Source organism: Sphingomonas sp. AAP5 (genome assembly GCF_004354345.1).
Classification (GTDB): domain Bacteria; phylum Pseudomonadota; class Alphaproteobacteria; order Sphingomonadales; family Sphingomonadaceae; genus Sphingomonas; species Sphingomonas glacialis.
Genome location: NZ_CP037913.1, coordinates 782,274 through 799,917, shown reverse-complemented (window position 1 = coordinate 799,917; position 17,644 = coordinate 782,274). Strand labels below are relative to the sequence as shown.

Genomic DNA, 17,644 nt, shown 5'->3' with positions numbered 1-17,644 from the left:
TCTCCTTCCGATCAGGTCTGGCCTACCGATGTATCGCGTATCGCTCCTCCCGCTGCTCGCGCTTGCAGCGCCCCTTCCCGCGCTTGCGCAGCAGGCTCCGCCGCCACCGCCAAGCGACGGCCCCGACATCGTGGTGCTCGGCCAGCCCTTGCCCGTCCCGCCCGGCGTGCCCGCTTATGGTTCGGTGACGATCTCGCGCGACCGGCTGACGGGGGATGCCTCGGGCCGGGTCGAGGACGTGCTGCTCGACGTCGCGGGCTTCCAGCAATTCCGCCGCGCCGACAGCCGCTCGGCCAATCCCTCGGCACAAGGCGTGACGCTGCGCGCGCTCGGCGGCAACGCCTCGAGCCGCGCGCTGGTGCTGCTCGACGGGGTGCCGCTCGCCGATCCGTTCTTCGGCTATATCCCGTTCAACGCGATTGCGGCGGATCGGCTCGGCGGGGTGCGGGTGACGCGCGGCGGCGGGGCGGGCGCGTTCGGTGCGGGGGCGGTCGCGGGGACGATCGAGCTGGTAAGCGCGGCGCGGCGCGACCTGCCGTTGCTTGCCGGCGAGGCGTTTTATGGCAGCAACAATGCGCAAGAGGTGTCGGCGAGCGTCTCGCCTAACGTGGGCGGCGGGTTCGTCAGTCTCTCGGGCAAGTTCGAGCGGGGCGACGGCTTCTACACCACGCCCGACAGCCAGATCACCGCGGCGAGCGTGCGCGCGCGCTATCGCGACTGGTCGGGCGGGATGCGCGCGGTCGTGCCCCTTGATGCCGCGACCGAGATCCAGGCGCGCGGCCTGCTCTATCGCGACAATCGGACCTTGCGCTTCGCGGGCGCGGACAGCAGTTCGCAGGCCAATGATGCCAGCGTCCGGCTGATCCATCGCGGGGCCTGGGCGATCGACGCGCTCGCCTATGTCCAGACGCGCAACTTCACCAACCGCGTGATCAGCGCGACCACCGCCAAGCTGACGCTCGACCAGCGCAACACGCCCGCCACGGGCATTGGCGGCAAGATCGAGCTGCGTCCGCCGGTCGGGGCCGATCACGTGCTGCGCGTCGGTGTCGATGCGCGGCTCGGCGACGGTACGCTGTACGAGGATGCCTATGCCGCGAGCGGGCTCGTCACGACGCGCCGCACGGCGGGCGGCAAGACCAGCACGCTCGGCGCTTTCGTCGAGGACGACTGGACGCTCGGGCGGCTCGTGCTGACCGCGGGTGTGCGCGGCGACCGCTGGACGATCACGCAAGGCTTCTTCCGCGAGGCGAATGCGGCGGGGTCGATCACCACACAGGCGCGCTACGGCGACCGCCACGGTTTCGAGGGGACGGGCCGCGCCGGGGCGCTGTTCCACGCGAGCGACGCGATCGCGCTGCGCACCGCGGCCTATACCGGCTTCCGGCTGCCGACGCTCAACGAGCTGTATCGCCCGTTCGTCGTCTTTCCGATCACGACGCAGGCGAATGCCGCGCTCGGGCTCGAGCGGTTGCGCGGGGTCGAGGGCGGGATCGACGTTACGCCCGTCGCCAGGGTGACGCTCGGCGTGACCGCGTTCTACAACCGGCTCGACGGCGCGATCGCGAACGTGACGATCGCGCCCAATGTCCGCCAGCGGCAGAATGTCGCTGCGATCGTTGCGAGGGGGATCGAGCTGACCGGGCATGCGGCGCACGGCGCGCTCTCGCTCGACGCGTCCTATGCGTATAGCGACAGCCGCGTTCGCGCATCGGGCCGGCAAGCCCCGCTCGACGGCCTGATCCCGGCGCAGAGCCCGCGCCATACCGGCAGCGCGACGCTCGCCTGGGGCCGCAACGGCTTCGGCGCGTCGGCGACGGTGCGCTATGTCGGCGATCAGTTCGAAGACGATCTCCAGACGGGGCTGCTGCCTGCGGTGACGACGCTCGACGGCGTGCTTACGCTGCCGGTCGGCCACCGCGTGTCGCTCGTCGCGCGCGCGGAGAATGTGCTCGATGCGACGGTGCTGACGCGCAACGCCGGCGGATCGATCGACCTCGGCACGCCGCGTACGCTGTGGATCGGCGTGCGGCTGCGTTGAGGCCTTTGCCGGGCGGCTTGCTCAGCGCGTAATGCTGTCGGGCTGACAATCGCCGTCGGGCAGGATCACCTCGCCGACGCCGTTGTCGGCATAGTCGCCGAGATGGCGCTTGCGGTGGCGGACCGAGGCGAACAGCGACAGCGCGATGATCGCCGCGCCGATCAGCCCCGTGACGATCTCGGGCGTCTCGATGCGGATGCTGAGCAGCATGATCGTTGCGAGCGCTAGGATCGCGTAGAAGGCGCCGTGCTCGAGATAGCGGAACTCGGCGAGGTGGCCGCCATGGACGAGCGCGACGGTCATCGAGCGCACGAACATCGCGCCGATGCCGAGCCCGAGCGCGATCAGCACGATGTCGTTGGTGATCGCGAACGCGCCGATGACGCCGTCGAACGAGAAGCTCGCGTCGAGGAACTCGAGATAGATGAACGCCCCCAGCCCCGAGCGGACCACCGCCCCGGTCGCATGGTCGACATCGCCGCCGACGAGCGCGCCGATCCAGTGGACGCAGAAGAACGCCGCTACCCCGCAAAACGCCGCGATCAGGAAGGTCTGCCGCGGCGCGCCGGAAAGCACGAACGACAGGCCGATGATCACCACCGCGACGACGAGATAGGCCGCGAACGGCATCCGCGCGATGACGGCAAGCGGGCGCTCGATCCACGACAGCCAGACATGCTCGCGATCGGGGTCGAAGAAGAACGACAGCCCGACGAGCAGCAGGAACGCGCCGCCGAACCCCGAAATCCCGATATGCGCGCCGGTGACGATCGCCTCGTAGCGCGCCTGATCGACCACCGCGATCCGCGCCGCCTCCCACGGCGAGATCATCGCCGACACCGCGACGATCAGGATCGGGAAGACGATCCGCATCCCGAACACCGCGATCAGCACGCCCCAGGTGAGGAAGCGGCGTTGCCAGATCGGCGCCATGTCCTTGAGGATCGAGGCGTTGACGACGGCATTGTCGAGGCTGAGCGACGTCTCCATCGCGCCGAGCACCGCCGCGACGAAGACGAACTGGCCAGCAAGCTCGATCCCGCCGCCCTGCCAGAAGGCGAGCCCGCCCGCGAGCAGCAGGCAGACGATCGTGAACAGGATCGAGCCGTAAAAATTCTTCATCGCGCCCCGAGAGACGATTTGCGGTGGTTTTGCAACTGGTCTGCGCGTTGCGGATCAGCTGGCCGGGTTTTATCGGATCTGATCGGCGAGGCGAGATCGTCGGCGTTGCGAGACCGGGCGTTCGACGCTCTTACCGGCATGCGGTATCAAGCAGTCGTCATTGGCGATGAGGAACCTACTCATCGCGGTAACCCGACAAGCGGCTGTTTCAGCGCGATTTTTGGAAGATGGTCGGGGAGACAGGATTCGAACCTGCGACATCCTGCTCCCAAAGCAGGCGCGCTACCGGACTGCGCCACTCCCCGACGCTCGATGCGCTTAGGGGGGTGCGCCGAGAAGCGCAAGCGTCCTCGCAGATTTCCGTTCGCGCAGCCCGCGCGGCGTTTCCTAGCGCCGATACCCGAACCGGCTGCTTTCGAACGCCACCGTCGCTGCCGCCGAATCGCCCAGCGGGATCTGCGCGACGCCGTATAGCGAGCGCAGGCCGTTCGAGCCGACCATCGCGCCGACCTCGCCGTGGATGCCGAGCGTCTTGCGCTCGGCTTCGGGCATTTCGCCACGCGCCGCGGCGGCGCTTTCGGGGGTGGCGTGGTCGAGAATCGCGCGGCGCTGTTCGTCGGTCAGCCGGATCGTGTCGGTCGAGGGCGCCGCCTCGGGCACGGGGACAGCCTGAGCAAACACCGCGACCGGCGCGCAGGCGAAGGCCGCCGCCAGCGCGAGACGGAGCACAGAAGCGGGACGAACGGCGTGCGGCGAAAGTATCATGGCGACTGTCTAATCCGATGAACCCGTCCCCAGCATGAACCGCACGCCGATAATTGGCAACGCGCGCAGCGGCGCTTCGACCCGTCGCGCACACGCGTGGCGCGCATTAGACATGGACCCCCCGCCCCCCTCGCATTAGGGCTGCACCGAAAACGTAACAATCAGGCAGAACACCGTGGGAAACGTAGCAGTAATCGGCGCCCAGTGGGGCGATGAGGGCAAGGGCAAGATCGTCGACTGGCTCGCCGAGCGCGCCGATGTCGTCGTGCGCTTCCAGGGCGGGCACAATGCCGGCCATACGCTCGTCGTCGGCGAGAGCGTCTACAAGCTGTCGCTACTGCCCTCGGGCATCGTGCGCGGTACGCCGTCGGTGATCGGCAATGGCGTGGTGCTCGATCCGTGGGCGCTCAAGGCAGAGGTCGAGAAGCTGCGCGGCCAGGGCGTGACGATCACGCCTGACACGCTGATGGTGTCGGACACCTGCGCGCTGATCCTGCCGTTCCACCGCGACCTCGACGGGCTGCGCGAGGACGCCTCGGGCGCCGGCAAGATCGGTACGACGCGGCGCGGTATCGGCCCCGCTTATGAAGACAAGGTCGGCCGCCGTGCGATCCGCGTGTGCGATCTCGCGCATCTCGACGCGCTCGACGCGCAGCTCGACCGGATCAGCGCGCATCACGACGCACTGCGTGCGGGCTTCGGCGAGCCGCCGGTCGATCGCGTCGCCCTGGTCGAGGCGTTGCGCGAAATCGCGCCGTTCGTCCTGCCTTTCGCCAAGCCGACCTGGCGCAACCTCAACGCCGCCAAGGCCGCGGGCAAGCGGATCCTGTTCGAGGGCGCGCAGGGCGTGCTGCTCGACGTCGACCATGGCACCTATCCGTTCGTCACCTCGTCGAACACGATCTCGGGCACGGCTGCGGGGGGCTCGGGCCTTGGGCCGAGCGCGGTCGGCTTCGTGCTGGGCATCGCCAAGGCCTATACGACGCGCGTCGGCTCGGGCCCCTTCCCGACCGAGCTCGAAGACGCGACCGGCGAAAAGCTCGGCGTCCGCGGACATGAGTTCGGCACCGTCACCGGGCGCAAGCGGCGCTGCGGCTGGTTCGATTCGGTGCTGGTGCGCCAGTCGGCCGCGGTCGGCGGGATCACCGGGATCGCGCTGACCAAGATCGACGTGCTCGACGGCTTCGACGAAGTGAAGATCTGCACTGGCTACCGCCTGCGCGGCGAGACGCTCGATTATTATCCGGCGCACGCCGCCGACCAGGCCGAGGTCGAGCCGATCTATGAGACGATGCCCGGCTGGCAGGAAACCACCGCAGGCGCGCGCAGCTGGGCGGACCTGCCGGCGCAGGCGATCAAGTATATCCGCCGGATCGAAGAACTGATCCGCTGCCCGGTCGCGCTGGTCTCGACCAGCCCCGAGCGCGAGGACACGATCCTCGTCCGCGATCCTTTCTCCGACTGATGCACAAAAAACCCCGGCCGCGCTTGCGCGCGACCGGGGGCCGTGACGAACCGAAGGGGACCTCGATTACATCGGGCGCTTCTTCTTGGACTTGCTCTTCGTCGTGGTGGTCGTCGAGTCAGTCGGCGTCTGGGTCGACATGGTCGAGTCGGTGGTGGACGTCGTCGTTGCGGTCGAGTCCGGCGTCGCCATGGCGGGGTCTGCGGTCGTCGGTGCAGGCGTGCCCGGAGTCATCGTGCTCGGCGCGGAGGTCATCGGATCAGAAGTCGAAGGCGACGACGTGGTCGGCGCACCGGGCGATGCCGGCGTGGTCTGCGCGAGTGCTGCCGACGAAAGCGTCATTGCGGCAATTGCGGTAAGGGTTGCGATACGCATGGGTCTGTCCTTTTGAATGACGTGACCATCAAATGGGTCAGGTGTAAGAACGCGCTCCTCGGCAATTGGTCGCTCAACCTGTCGCTCTAAAGCAACAATTTGCCTTCTTGTTACAGATGTCGATGCAAAGGACGCGACTAGGTCGCGGTGTCTTTCAATATGCGCCGCGGTGCAGCAGGACGTTTCGCGAAACGATCGCTTGCGCGTTTCAAGGGCCGCAGACCAACGCGGCGCGCCAGCGAACGCTGGGGATCTCCTGGAGCTTCGGCCCGCCCTTGCGGCTCGCGATCCCAGCGTGTGCTGGGATGAGGGGCTGGCTCGAACGAAACGCGGCGCGCCGTCAGCCGATCTGCGCGCGGTGCATCAGCTTCTGGTCGGCAAGGACGAGCGCGACCATCGCGGCGACGACCGGCGCACCGCGGATCCCGACGCACGGGTCGTGGCGGCCCTTGGTCATGATCTCGGTCGCCGCGCCGTCGCGGTCGATCGTCTCTACGGGGGTTAGGATCGAGGCGGTCGGCTTGAACGCGACGCGCAGCGTGATCGGCTGCCCGGTCGCGATTCCGCCGGCGATGCCACCGGCATGGTTGGCGAGGAAGGCCGGGCCGTTGTCGCCGGGGCGCATCGCATCGGCATTGTCCTCGCCGCGCAGCGTGGCCGCGGTGAAGCCGTCGCCGATCTCGACGCCCTTGACCGCGTTGATCCCCATGCAGGCGGCGGCGAGCTCGGCATCGAGCTTGGCATAGAGCGGCGCGCCCCAGCCGGCGGGCACGCCCGTCGCCGCGCACCCGATCACCGCGCCGAGCGACGATCCGGCTTTCCGCGCGGTGTCGACCAGGCCTTCCCAGCGGGCTGCCGCGACCGGGTCGGGGCAGAAGAACGGGTTGCGGCCGATCTCGGCGGCGTCAAAATTGGCGGGGTCGATCGCATCGCCGCCGATCGCCTCGACCCAGGCGGTGATCGTCACCTCGGGGATCACCAGCCGCGCGACGGCGCCAGCGGCGACACGCGAGGCGGTCTCGCGCGCCGAGGAGCGCCCGCCGCCGCGATAGTCGCGGAAGCCGTATTTGGCGTCATAGGCGTAATCGGCATGGCCGGGGCGATACGCCTTGGCGACGTCGCTATAATCCTTCGAGCGCTGATCGACATTGTCGATCATCAGGCTGATCGGCGTGCCGGTGGTGCGCCCCTCGAACACGCCCGAGAGGATGCGGACCTGATCTGGCTCCTGCCGCTGCGTGGTGAAGCGCGAAGTGCCGGGGCGGCGCTGGTCGAGGAATGGCTGGAGATCGGTCTCGGTGATCGCGATGCCGGGCGGGCAGCCATCGACCACCGCGCCGATCGCGGGACCGTGGGACTCGCCCCAGGTGGTGAAGCGGAAGGCGTGGCCGAAGGTGTTGTAGCTCATGCGGCGTCGCGCGACGGACGAGTCATGTCCCTGCGCCCCGCCAGCAGACCATCGACCGAGATGTCTTCGTCCAGCGCATCCCAGTGCAAGCCGTAGGGGCTCAGCTCCACAGCCGCCCGTTGCTCGGGGGACGCGTGAAGCAGTCGCGGAAACCACGCCAGCGGGATGCCCAGCGTTCGACCGTCCTCGAGATCGACCCACATCGCATCGTCATCGAACCGGGCCGCCATCGGCCTAGGAGAAGTGTCCATTCCACGCGTCCTCAATCTCATCGCGACGGGCTTCGATCAGTATCGCCAATTTTCGCAGGGCGCGAAAGTCCGGGCCTCGGCTGCGTGCGTGCCGGACGTTCGGACGCAGCCAGAATTTGGCTTCGCCGTCGGCATTACGGGCATGGACGTGGGGAGGCTCGCGCGGGTCGCCTTCGTCGGAATAGAAGAAGAACCGAAATCCATCCTGCTTGAAGATGACCGGCACCGCCGGTTACGCCAGCGCGATGTCCGGCGCATCCTCCGCTTTCATACCGATGACATGATAGCCCGCATCGACGTGATGCGTCTCGCCCGTCACGCCGCTCGCCAGGTCGCTGAGCAGGTACAGGCCCGCGCCGCCGACATCCTCGATCGTGACGTTGCGCTTCAACGGCGAGTTGAGCTCGTTCCATTTGAGGATCAGGCGGAAGTCGCCGATCCCGCTCGCGGCGAGCGTCTTGATCGGCCCCGCCGAGATCGCGTTGACGCGGATGTTGTCGCGGCCGAGATCGACCGCGAGATATTGCACGCTCGTCTCGAGCGCGGCCTTGGCGACGCCCATCACGTTATAGTGCGGGATGACCTTCTCCGCGCCGTAATAGCTGAGCGTCAGCAGCGATCCACCGTTGGGCATCATCGCCGCCGCACGCTTGCAGACTGCGACGAACGAATAGACCGAGACGTTCATCGTCATCAGGAAATTGTCGAGGCTGGTGTCGACATAGCCGCCGCGCAGCTCGTTCTTGTCGGAGAAGCCGATCGCATGGACGACGAAGTCGATCGTCGGCCATTCCTTCGCCAGATCGGCAAAGGTCGCATCGAGCGCGCCCATATCGGACACGTCGCAATCGAACAGCCGCGCGACGCCCAATTGCTCGGCAAGCGGGCGCACGCGCTTCTCCATCGCCTCGCCCTGATAGCTGAAGGCGAGCTCCGCCCCCGCTTCGCTCAACTTCTTCGCGATCCCCCAGGCGAGCGAACGATCATTGGCGAGCCCCATGATCAGCCCGCGCTTGCCTGCCATCAATTCCGTCACGCTATCACCGCCTCATTCGTTTCAGGCGTGCTCTCTACCCCGTGTTCGGTCGGTTCCGCCAGTGCCGCGTTCAAATGCGCGCCGAACACGATGCCGAGGCCGACGAGAAAGAAGAACAGCAAGGCGATGATCACGCCGGCCAGACTGCCATAGGTGAGATCATAACTGCCCAGCCGCGACAGCACGACGGGCAGCAACGCGGTGATGCTGACCCACCAGACGGTGGTGAACAGCGCGCCGGGCCATTTCGGGCATTTGCTCAACCGGTATTTCGACGGGGTGACCGAGAAGAACAGCATGTACAGCGCGCCAAACATCACCACGCCGGGCACGATGCGCGACAGCCCGACCCAGCCCGCGATATTCTGCGCGAACGGCAGCAGCGTGTAGATGAAGCGCTCGACCGCGGTCATCAGGCCCTGGACGAGGAACGACAGCAAGGCGATCACGACCGAGGCGATGATAACGAGCATCGAGCTCAGCCGGTAATGCCAGAACGGCTTGGTCGAGACGACGCCGTAGGCGCGGCGGAAGATGTCGCGGATCGTCTCGACGAAGCTGCCGACCGACCACAAGGCGACGATTGCGCCGATCCACAGCAGCGATCCGGTGCGCGCGAGGAGCACGTCGTGGATCGGCTTTTCGAGCAGCTCGGCGACGTTGGCGGGCAGCACGTGGAGGAACGAGGCGACCGCGCGCTGCGTCTCGGCGCTCTGGCCGATCAGCGAGGCGATCGCGGCGGCGAGGATGAAGAACGGGAACACCGTCAGCAGCGCGAGATAGGCCAAGTTTCCGGCGTGGATGAACCCGTCCGAAAAGACGCCGATCAGCACGCGCCGCAGCACTTGCCAGGCGCGCGCCGGAAGCCGCACGGCGGGCGGAACATCGGACGGGGTGACACCCGCCTCGCCACGCACCGCGCGGACTTCGGGCGAGACCGGGGAAATCTGACTCAAGCTAAGCTCCGGCTAAAACGGTCAGACGTCCATCCCTGCCCGCGGGTTCCGTGCCGACTCGTCTTTCCAGCCCTCGGCGAACGCGATCAGCGCCGCGTCGTCGGCGGGGAGATCGATCATCAGCGTCACGAGCTGGTCGCCGCGCGTGCCATCCTTGCGATGAAAACCGCGGCCGCGCAGCCGCAGCGTCTTGCCCGAAGTCGATCCCTTGGGGACGGTGAGCATCACCGCGCCCTCGGCTGTCGGCACGCGGACGCTCGCGCCGAGCACTGCCTCGACAAGGCTCACCGGCAGATCGAGCCGGACGTCGTCGCCGACGCGTTCGAAGAAGCGATGCGGCAGCACGGTGATCGCGACGATGCCGTCGCCATTGCCGCCCGGGCCTGCCTGCCCCTTGCCCGCAAGCCGCATCTGCGCGCCGCTTTCGAGCCCGGCGGGGATCTTGAGGTCGATCGTCTTGCCGTCGCCGAGCGTGATGCGCTGCGGCTTGGCGGCGACCGCGTCGATGAAGGGCACGTCGAGCTTGTAGAGGATGTTGCCGCCCTTGGGCTGCTCGCGCCGCCCGAAGCCGCCGAACCCGCCCGCAAAGCCGCCGCGCCCACCGCCGCCGCCGCCCGAGAACATATTTTCGAAGATGTCGCTCAGATCGGGCCCATCGGCCTGGAAGCCGCCACCGCCCGGGCCGGGCCGGAAGCCGCCGGGATTGCCTGCGCCCGCGCCGAAGCCGAACGGCGCGGCGGGGTTGCCGTCGCCGTCTATCTCGCCGCGGTCGAAGCGTGCGCGCTTGTCCTTGTCGTTGAGCAGATCATAGGCTTGCGTCACGGTGCTGAAGCGCTCGCTCGCCTTGGGATTATCCTTGTTTTTGTCGGGATGCAGCTCCTTGGCGAGCTTGCGATACGCTTTCTTGATCTCGGCCTCGGACGCGGTCCGCGCCACGCCCAGCGTTGTGTATGGATCGGCCACAAAAGTCCCCGGTAGTCTGGAATAGGTTCAGTGCGGCCTATCTGGGGTATCGCCGCCTCGAGTGCAAACGCCGTTCGTTACGCCGCCGCCTCAAGGACGGGGGCGACGTCGACGCTGACGTCCATCTTCTGCGCGCCCGAACCGAGCACGACGCCGTCGATCGGCGCGATCTCGCCATAGTCGCGGCCGATCGCCATGACGATGTGATCGCCCGCCATCCAGATGCCGTTGGTCGGGTCGACCCCGACCCAGCCGAGCTCGGGCCCGCACCACAGCAGCACCCAGGCGTGCGTCGCATCGGCGCCGACGAGCCGCGCCTGGCCGGGCGGCGGGATCGTGCGGATATAGCCCGAGGCATAGGCGGCGGGCAGCCCGGCGGCGCGCAGGCCCGTGATCATGATCTGCGCGAAATCCTGGCAGACGCCGCCGCGCTTGAGGAACGCCTCGTGCGGGGTGGTGTCGACCAGCGTGGCCTCGGCGTCGAAGGCGAAATCGTGCTGGATGCGCTGCGCGAGGCCGATCGCGGCGTCGAGCGCGGGGCGGTCGGGATGCAGATCCTGCGCGCACCAGTCGGCAATGTCGCGGTCGAGCGGGATCAACGGCGAGGGGAAGAGATAGGCGGCGGGGCCCGCCGGCGAGGGATCACGGCTGACGCGCGCCGCGGCGGCGATCTCGCGCAGCGGCGGCGATCCGTTCGATGGCATCGGCACCGGCCGGTCGATCTCGATCCGCGAGACGCTCTCGATCATCAGATGGCGCACCGGCTGTTCGACCACCATCCGCATCACATTGGCGAGCCCCGCCTCGGCGCGCGCGGGCGCGACGCGGCCCGAGGGCGAGATCGTCAGGCGATAATCGAGCAGATTTTGGCCCGACCAGTGGATCGGTTTGAGCCGCAGATTGCAGCGCGCGAACTTGACGCGCGCGCCGTAGTCGAAGCGTGTGACGTGGCGGATGTCGTAGATCATCGAAGCTTTCCGTCATGCCGGACGTGATCCGGCATCCATGCGAGCCGGCAGATAAAGGCGCGGCCGCCCAAATATCGTTGCGCTTCGCATGGACCCCGGATCACGTCCGAGGTGACGGCCGGATATAGCGTCACGCCAGTGTCATCCCGGCTGCGCGCAGCGGCTCGGCACCCTGCAGGAAATAGCGCCGCGCGATCGCTTCGGACAATTGGAACAGCCGCCGCTCGACATCGCCGAGAATGTCGGCGTCGAGCGCCGCCGCGGTCGCGGTCGAGACGATCGCGGTGAGCACGCTGCCCTGGACTTGCTGCGGCTCCTCCATCCCGTCATCCTCGAGCACGGGCAAGGCGGCGAGATGCTCGCAGATCCGGCAGATCTGGAAGGCGAGCGAGCGTGGATTGCCCGGATCGAGCGCGACGAGATCGACCACCGGCACGCGCGCGATCCCCGTCAGATAGCGCTGGCGATAGCTGATCTGGCTGTCGGCGAGGTCGAGCAGCGTCGAGAGATCGTCGAGGCTCGCCTGCGCCATGCCGAACGCGCGCACCGCGCGCGTGACGCTCAGCGCGCGTTCGAGCCGGCGGCCGAGATCGTGGAAACGCCACGCCGCGGTCCGCCCCATATGCTCGGCCGAAAGCCCCGACAGCGCGGCATAGCGCCGCTGGAGCGAACCGGCGCGATCGAGCATCCCGCCCTTGTTTGGATAGGGCGCGTCGAGCAGCCGCACGACGTCGGCCGCAAGCCGATCGCGCGAGCCCTGCCCGATCCCGCGCGCGAGCCGGTTGATCGTCCGGACGCTGTGCCAGCCGGCATCCTCCATCGCGGTGCGCGCAAACGCTGCGAGATCGCTCCGGCGCAGCGTCGCGGGATGCGGCGCGCCACCGCCACTCACCACCAGCCCGACGAGCCGCCCGACCGTCTCCGGCGACAGCGCGGCACCGGCATCGGCATCAATCGAATTGCCGAGCATCACGCGGACGATGCCGAGCAAGGCCTCGCCGCGCTCGAGATAGCGGCCGAGCCAGAAGAAATTGTCGGCGACGCGGCTCGGCAAGGTACCGGGATTGCGACGGACATGGATCGTGTCGGCGGGCGGCAGCAGCGAGACGGGCGCGACCGTCTCGGCGCCGTGGATCGCGACATCGGCCGACCAGCACCCCTCACCCATCACCGCGGCGCGCGGATCGGGATGTTCGGCGATCCGCGCGAACCCGCCCGGCAGGACGACCCAGCCGCCGTCCGCCCCGCGCGCCGCGAAGACGCGCAGCGTGAAGGGGCGTGCCGCGAGCCCGGCGTCGGTTACGACCGGCATCGTCGAGAGCCGGACGATTTCCTGCCCGACATAATCCTGCGGGCGGCGCGCCATATCGTCGAGCAAGGCGTCGCGCGCGGCGCCGGTGATATCGGCGCCGTGCAGCGCGATGCCACCGGGCAGCCCGAGCGGTGCGACCCCGAAGGCGGGGCCGATCAGCATCCGGTCGAAATCGTCCATCACCTCGTTGCGCGCGCGGTCCTGCCCGCACCACCAGGTCGCGATATTGGGCAGGATCAGATCGGCGCCGAGCAGCCGCGTCGCGAGCGCGGGCAGGAACGCCCCGAACGCCGCCGATTCGAGCACGCCCGCGCCCGGCGCATTGGCGATCACGACATTGCCCGCCGCCGCCGCGTCGATCAGCCCGGCAACACCGATATGCGAGTGCGAATCGAACGCCAACGGATCGAGCAGCCGCGGATCGATGCGGTGCCACAGCGCGTCGACGCGCTTCATCCCGTCGATCGTGCGGATGTAGAGCTTGTCCTCGAGCGCGGCGAGATCGGCGCCCTCGACCAGCAGGAAACCGAGATAGCGCGCGAGATGCGCTTGCTCGGCATAGCTTGCGCTATAGCGGCCGGGGGTGAGCAGCCCGATCCGCGGCTCGACACGGCGGCAGGCGGCGGCAAGGCCATCGCGGAACGCCGCGAAGAACGGTGCGTGGCGCTGGACGTTGAGCCGCGATTGCAGCCCGCCCAAGGTTCGCGCGATCGCCAGACGATTTTCCAACGCGTAGCCAGCGCCGGCCGGCGCACGCAGGTGATCGGCAAGCACGCGCCATTCGCCGGTCGGCCCGCGCCCGAGATCGACCGCGATGAAATGGAGGTGGTGCCCGCCCGGCGGCACGAGCCCCGCCATCGGCCGCAGGAAGAAGGGCGATCCGCCGACCAACGCCGCCGGGATTAGCCCGCGCGTGACGAGGCTTGCATCGCCGTACAGATCCTCGATCACGCTCTCGAGCAGGTCGGCGCGCTGAACGATGCCGCGCTCGATCGTGCGCCATTCCTCGGCGTCGATCAGCAGCGGGACGGGCGAGAGCGGCCATGGGCGCTCCTCGCTTTCGCCGATGATGCGGAAGCCCGTGCCGATATCCTCGGCATGGCGCTGGACGCGCTCGCGCGCCTGGCCGAAATCGTCGCCCGCCACCGCGGCGAGTTCCTCGAACATTGCGCTCCACGCCGGATCGGGATCGGTGCCGAGCACGTCGCCCTGAATCGCGCGGGCGCGATAGTCGGCGATCCAGCGCGCGGCATGCGTGGCGGGGTCGAGCAACGAAGGCGCGGAGGCCGTGGCCATCGAAATTTCTCAAATCCCCCAAAGAACGCGGCCGACAAGGCCACAATCGCTTCGCAGGTGCAACAGGCTAAAATCGATTACGATTACAGATCGGGCAGAACTTGGTCCGCAATGCCCCATCCCGCGAGATCGCGCGATCCGGCGCGCGCGATCAATGCGGCGGCATCGCGCACGCCCCAGCGGCTCGCGGCGTCGATATCGCGCAATTCGGTCCACGACACGGGTGCCGCGACGGGCGCGCCGGCGCGGGCGCGCGCGACATAGGGCAGCACGGCGGTCGCGCCGCGCTGGTTGCGCAGCCAGTCGATGAAGATCCGCCCCTTGCGCTTGGCCTTCGACATCGTCGCGAGGAAGCGATCGGGCTCGGCCGCGCCGAGCGCGCGGGCGAAGCGTTCGGCGAAATCCTTGACCGCAGGCCACTCGGCTTGCGGCGTGAGCGGCACGACGACATGCACGCCCTTCCCGCCCGACAGCATCGCGAAGCTGACGAGGCCGAGTTCGGCGAGATGTTCCTTGAGGTCCGCCGCGGCCTTTTTGACCACGTCGAAGCCGAGCTCTTCGTCGGGGTCGAGATCGAACACCATCCGATCGGGCTGTTCGAGGCTGCCGACCGACGAGCCCCAGCCGTGAAATTCGATCGTCCCCATCTGGACGCAGGCGACGAGCCCGTCCGCGTCGTCGACGTAGAGATAATCCTCGCTCGACCCGTCCTTCTCCGGGATCGCGACCTTGTGGACGTGGTCGCCCTTAAAGCTGCCCGCGTCGTGCTTCTGGAAGAAGCAGGCCTTTGCGCGGCCTTGCGGGCAGCGCACCAGGCTGATCGGGCGGCTGCCGGCGAAGGGCAGCATGATGCTGGAGACCTGTGCGTAATAATCGGCGAGCTCGCCCTTGGTGACGTTCGATTCGGGAAAGATCACGCGGTCGCGATTGCTGATCTTGATGTGGGTTTCGGGGATGTGGCTTTCGGGCGCGTCGACCGCCACCGGCGTCTCGGCGACGACCTCGCTCGCCGCCTTGTCCTCGCGCAAACCCAGGAAGCTCGAATGGCGCAGCACGCCGTCGGGCGTGGTCTCGGCATAGGCGACTTCGGCGACGAGTTGCGGTTTGACCCAATGCGCCCCGCGGACCGCCGCTGGGGGAGCCTTCACCGTCGGTGTCTTGCGCTCGATCTTTTCGAGCCGTTCGCGCAGTTCCATCATCAGGTCGGTGCTGAACCCGGTCCCGACCTTGCCGGCATAGATCAGCCCGTCGGGCCCGTTGAGGCCGAGCAGCAGCGAAGCAAACCCGCGCGGTTTCGCGCTCGTCGTCCAGCCGACGATGACGAATTCCTGGCGCTGCGTGCACTTGATCTTGAGCCACGCCTGCGTCCGCTTGCCGCGATACGGCGCATCGGCGCGCTTCGACACGACGCCCTCATAGCCTTCGCGGCACATCGTCTCGAACAGTTGCTCGCCCTGTCCGATGATATGCTGCGAATATTGGACGCGCGGGTCCTCGCCGTCGATCAGCGGCGCGAGCCGTTCCTTTCGCGCGGTGTTGGCGAGGCCGGTCAGGTCCTCGCCGTCGAGCTGGAGCAGGTCGAAGGCGAAGAAGGTCATCTCGCCGCCGCTCGAAATGGCGTTTTTGAGCGTCGAGAAATCGGGCTTGCCGTCCTTGAACGCGACGATTTCGCCGTCGAGCAAGGCGGTTTCCACGGGGAGCTTGGCGACGGCATCGGCGATGGCCTGGAATTTGTCGGTCCAGTCGAGGCCCGAGCGGGTGAAGACCTTGGCCTTGCCCTTGGCGACCGCGATCAGCGCGCGGTAGCCGTCATACTTCACCTCGTGCAGCCACTGGTTCCCCGACGGCACCGCATCCACCAGCGTGCAAAGCTGCGGCTCCTGAAACACCGGCATCTTTCCGTCATCCCCGCGAACGCGGGGATCCCGCTTCTGGCCCGCGGCCGAAGACGAGCGCGACCCCCGCGTTCGCGGGGGTGACGGGGTGGACTGTTTCGTCGGAGCCTTCCCCTCCGCGATCTCCGCCATCGTGCGCCCGGTCGTCACACTCGTCAGCCCGGTCTCGACCAGCGTATCGGTCCCGCCCGCCTCGGCGTCGCCGACCTTGCGCAGCAGCCAGTTCTCGCCCTTCTCCTTGCCGCGCGGTTTCAGCCGGATCAGCATCCACTCGCCCTTCATCCGCTCGCCCTCGAGCACGAAGTGGAGATGGCCCTGCTCGATATCCTTCACGCTCTTGCCCGCGATCGGCGCCCAGGTGCCGCTGTCCCACAACATCACCGTGCCGCCGCCATATTCGCCCGCCGGAATGATGCCTTCGAAATCGGCATAGGACAGCGGATGGTCCTCGGTGCGGACCGCGAGGCGCTTCTGGTCGGGGTCGATGCTCGGGCCGCGCGTGACCGCCCAGCTCTTGAGCACGCCGTCGACCTCGAGGCGGAAGTCCCAGTGGAGGCGCGAGGCGTCGTGCTTCTGGACGATGAAGCGGTTGCCATGGCCGGGCGCGAGCGTGCCGGCGGGCTCGGCGGTCTTCGCGAAGTCGCGCTTGGCATTGTATTTGGCGAGCGGGTCGGTGCTCATCCCTCCCCTCCCGCTTGCGAGTTCGAGGTCGACAGCGCCCCGCGCTGTCGAGGATGTGCCGGGGGTACATCCGACCCCGAACTGGGCTGGGGATGGGCGCGCGCGATCGAACGGTGCTCACGCTGAAAGCGCGCGCCCACCCCCGCCCCCTCCCGCCAGCGGGAGGGGGAAAGGAGAAGCTCAGGCACGCTTCTTCGCCGCCGCGCTCTTGGCGGGCGCGCTTTTCGCGGGCGTCTTCTTGGCCGGCGCCTTCTTCGCCGCCGCGGGCTTTTCCGCCGTCTTGGCCGGCGCCGCGCTCCCCATCGACTTGCGCAGCGCGGCCATCAGATCGACCACGTTCGACCCCTTTACCGGCTTGCCGTCGTCCTTCTCCTCGATGATCTTGCCGCCCTTGGCCTTGCGCTTGCGCTCGACCAGATCCTTCAGCGCATCGACATAGCGATCGTGGAAATCCTGCGGGTGGAACGCGCCCGACTTCTTCTCGATCAACGCTTCGGCGAGATCCAACAGGTCGGCATCGGGCGTCGTATCGGCAATGTCGCGGAAATAGCCCTGTGCCGTGTTGACCTCGTCGGCATAGCGCAGCGTCTCGAGCACCATCCCGCGCCCGCACGGCTTGAGGCTCACGACATATTCGCGCCCGCGCATCGCCAGCTGCCCGAGCCCGACCTTCTTGGTCCGCCGCAGCGCCTCGCGCAGTACGATGAACGCCTCTTCGGCGAGATCATCCGCCGGAACGACGAAATAGGGCTTCTCGTAATAGAGCACGTCGATCTCGCTCGCATCGACGAACTGCGTCAGCTCGAGCGTCTTCTTCGATTCGAGCTTCACCGCATCGATCTCGTCCTGTTCGAGCAGGACATATTCGCCTTTCTCGAACTCGAAGCCCTTCATGATCTCGTCGACATCGACCGGGCCGACGCCGGTGACGACCTTTTCGTAATGGATCGGCTTGCCGGTCGGTTCGTGGATCTGCTTGAAGCTCACCGCCGCACCCGATTTGGTCGCCGAATAGATCTCGACCGGGATCGAGACCAAGGCGAGCCGGATCTGCCCCTGCCAATATGCGCGTGCGGCCATGCGGTGAAATCCTTCGTTTCGAAGCCGATT

15 protein-coding genes and 1 tRNA gene are annotated in these 17,644 nt (G+C 67.7%); 3 read left to right on the top strand and 13 right to left on the bottom strand.

The window, feature by feature from the left end; genetic code table 11:
* Positions 1 to 28 precede the first annotated feature (28 nt).
* Positions 29 to 2,041 (top strand): TonB-dependent receptor, encoded by a 2,013-nt coding sequence (locus E2E30_RS03675; RefSeq protein WP_133187349.1) that lies wholly within the window; start codon positions 29 to 31, stop codon positions 2,039 to 2,041.
* Between the two features lie 21 nt (positions 2,042 to 2,062).
* On the opposite strand, the gene E2E30_RS03670 is transcribed toward E2E30_RS03675, so the two are convergent.
* The 3 genes from E2E30_RS03670 to E2E30_RS03660 all read right to left on the bottom strand — a co-directional run bounded on the left by E2E30_RS03670 (position 2,063) and on the right by E2E30_RS03660 (position 3,928).
* Positions 2,063 to 3,163, bottom strand: coding sequence for a DUF475 domain-containing protein (locus tag E2E30_RS03670; RefSeq protein WP_133187347.1), 1,101 nt, complete (start codon positions 3,161 to 3,163; stop codon positions 2,063 to 2,065).
* A gap of 228 nt (positions 3,164 to 3,391) precedes the next feature.
* A tRNA-Pro gene (locus E2E30_RS03665) sits at positions 3,392 to 3,468 on the bottom strand.
* 82 nt (positions 3,469 to 3,550) lie between these two features.
* A complete protein-coding gene (locus tag E2E30_RS03660; RefSeq protein ID WP_133187345.1) occupies positions 3,551 to 3,928 on the bottom strand; it encodes a hypothetical protein in 378 nt (125 codons plus the stop codon).
* A gap of 175 nt (positions 3,929 to 4,103) precedes the next feature.
* Here E2E30_RS03660 and E2E30_RS03655 point away from each other — a divergent pair, with 175 nt between their 5' ends.
* Positions 4,104 to 5,393 carry an adenylosuccinate synthase gene (locus E2E30_RS03655; protein ID WP_133187343.1) on the top strand — a complete coding sequence of 430 codons (1,290 nt, stop codon included), beginning with the start codon at positions 4,104 to 4,106 and terminating at the stop codon, positions 5,391 to 5,393.
* Positions 5,394 to 5,478: 85 nt separating this feature from the next.
* Complete coding sequence (locus E2E30_RS03650) at positions 5,479 to 5,784, top strand: hypothetical protein (RefSeq protein WP_133187341.1); 306 nt, start codon at positions 5,479 to 5,481, stop codon at positions 5,782 to 5,784.
* Positions 5,785 to 6,108: 324 nt separating this feature from the next.
* Here the strand turns inward: E2E30_RS03650 and aroC are convergent, their stop codons facing one another.
* From aroC to ku, 10 genes are all read right to left on the bottom strand, one after another.
* Positions 6,109 to 7,176: a chorismate synthase gene (gene aroC / locus E2E30_RS03645; protein WP_133187339.1), complete on the bottom strand. Its 1,068-nt coding sequence runs from the start codon at positions 7,174 to 7,176 to the stop codon at positions 6,109 to 6,111.
* Positions 7,173 to 7,427, bottom strand: a complete 255-nt coding sequence (locus E2E30_RS03640; RefSeq protein ID WP_133187337.1) for a DUF2442 domain-containing protein — start codon at positions 7,425 to 7,427, stop codon at positions 7,173 to 7,175. The genes aroC and E2E30_RS03640 overlap by 4 nt, the downstream gene beginning before the upstream one ends.
* A complete protein-coding gene (locus E2E30_RS03635; protein WP_133187335.1) occupies positions 7,411 to 7,653 on the bottom strand; it encodes a DUF4160 domain-containing protein in 243 nt (80 codons plus the stop codon). Before E2E30_RS03635 ends, E2E30_RS03640 begins: the two co-directional genes overlap by 17 nt.
* A gap of 6 nt (positions 7,654 to 7,659) precedes the next feature.
* Complete coding sequence (gene fabI, locus E2E30_RS03630; protein WP_133187333.1) at positions 7,660 to 8,463, bottom strand: enoyl-ACP reductase FabI; 804 nt, start codon at positions 8,461 to 8,463, stop codon at positions 7,660 to 7,662.
* Positions 8,460 to 9,419 carry a YihY/virulence factor BrkB family protein gene (locus tag E2E30_RS03625; protein ID WP_133187331.1) on the bottom strand — a complete coding sequence of 320 codons (960 nt, stop codon included), beginning with the start codon at positions 9,417 to 9,419 and terminating at the stop codon, positions 8,460 to 8,462. Before E2E30_RS03625 ends, fabI begins: the two co-directional genes overlap by 4 nt.
* A 21-nt stretch (positions 9,420 to 9,440) precedes the next feature.
* Positions 9,441 to 10,382, bottom strand: coding sequence for a DnaJ C-terminal domain-containing protein (locus E2E30_RS03620; protein ID WP_206365633.1), 942 nt, complete (start codon positions 10,380 to 10,382; stop codon positions 9,441 to 9,443).
* A gap of 77 nt (positions 10,383 to 10,459) precedes the next feature.
* Positions 10,460 to 11,350 (bottom strand): transglutaminase family protein, encoded by an 891-nt coding sequence (locus tag E2E30_RS03615; protein WP_133187329.1) that lies wholly within the window; start codon positions 11,348 to 11,350, stop codon positions 10,460 to 10,462.
* 130 nt (positions 11,351 to 11,480) lie between these two features.
* The gene (locus tag E2E30_RS03610; RefSeq protein ID WP_133187327.1) at positions 11,481 to 13,958 is read right to left on the bottom strand and encodes a circularly permuted type 2 ATP-grasp protein; all 2,478 of its coding nucleotides are present in this window, start codon (positions 13,956 to 13,958) and stop codon (positions 11,481 to 11,483) included.
* Between the two features lie 83 nt (positions 13,959 to 14,041).
* On the bottom strand, positions 14,042 to 16,534 hold the full coding sequence (gene ligD, locus E2E30_RS03605; protein ID WP_133187325.1) for a DNA ligase D: 2,493 nt from the start codon (positions 16,532 to 16,534) through the stop codon (positions 14,042 to 14,044).
* Positions 16,535 to 16,714: 180 nt separating this feature from the next.
* Positions 16,715 to 17,614 carry a non-homologous end joining protein Ku gene (ku, locus tag E2E30_RS03600; RefSeq protein ID WP_133187323.1) on the bottom strand — a complete coding sequence of 300 codons (900 nt, stop codon included), beginning with the start codon at positions 17,612 to 17,614 and terminating at the stop codon, positions 16,715 to 16,717.
* Between the last annotated feature and the right edge of the window lie 30 nt (positions 17,615 to 17,644).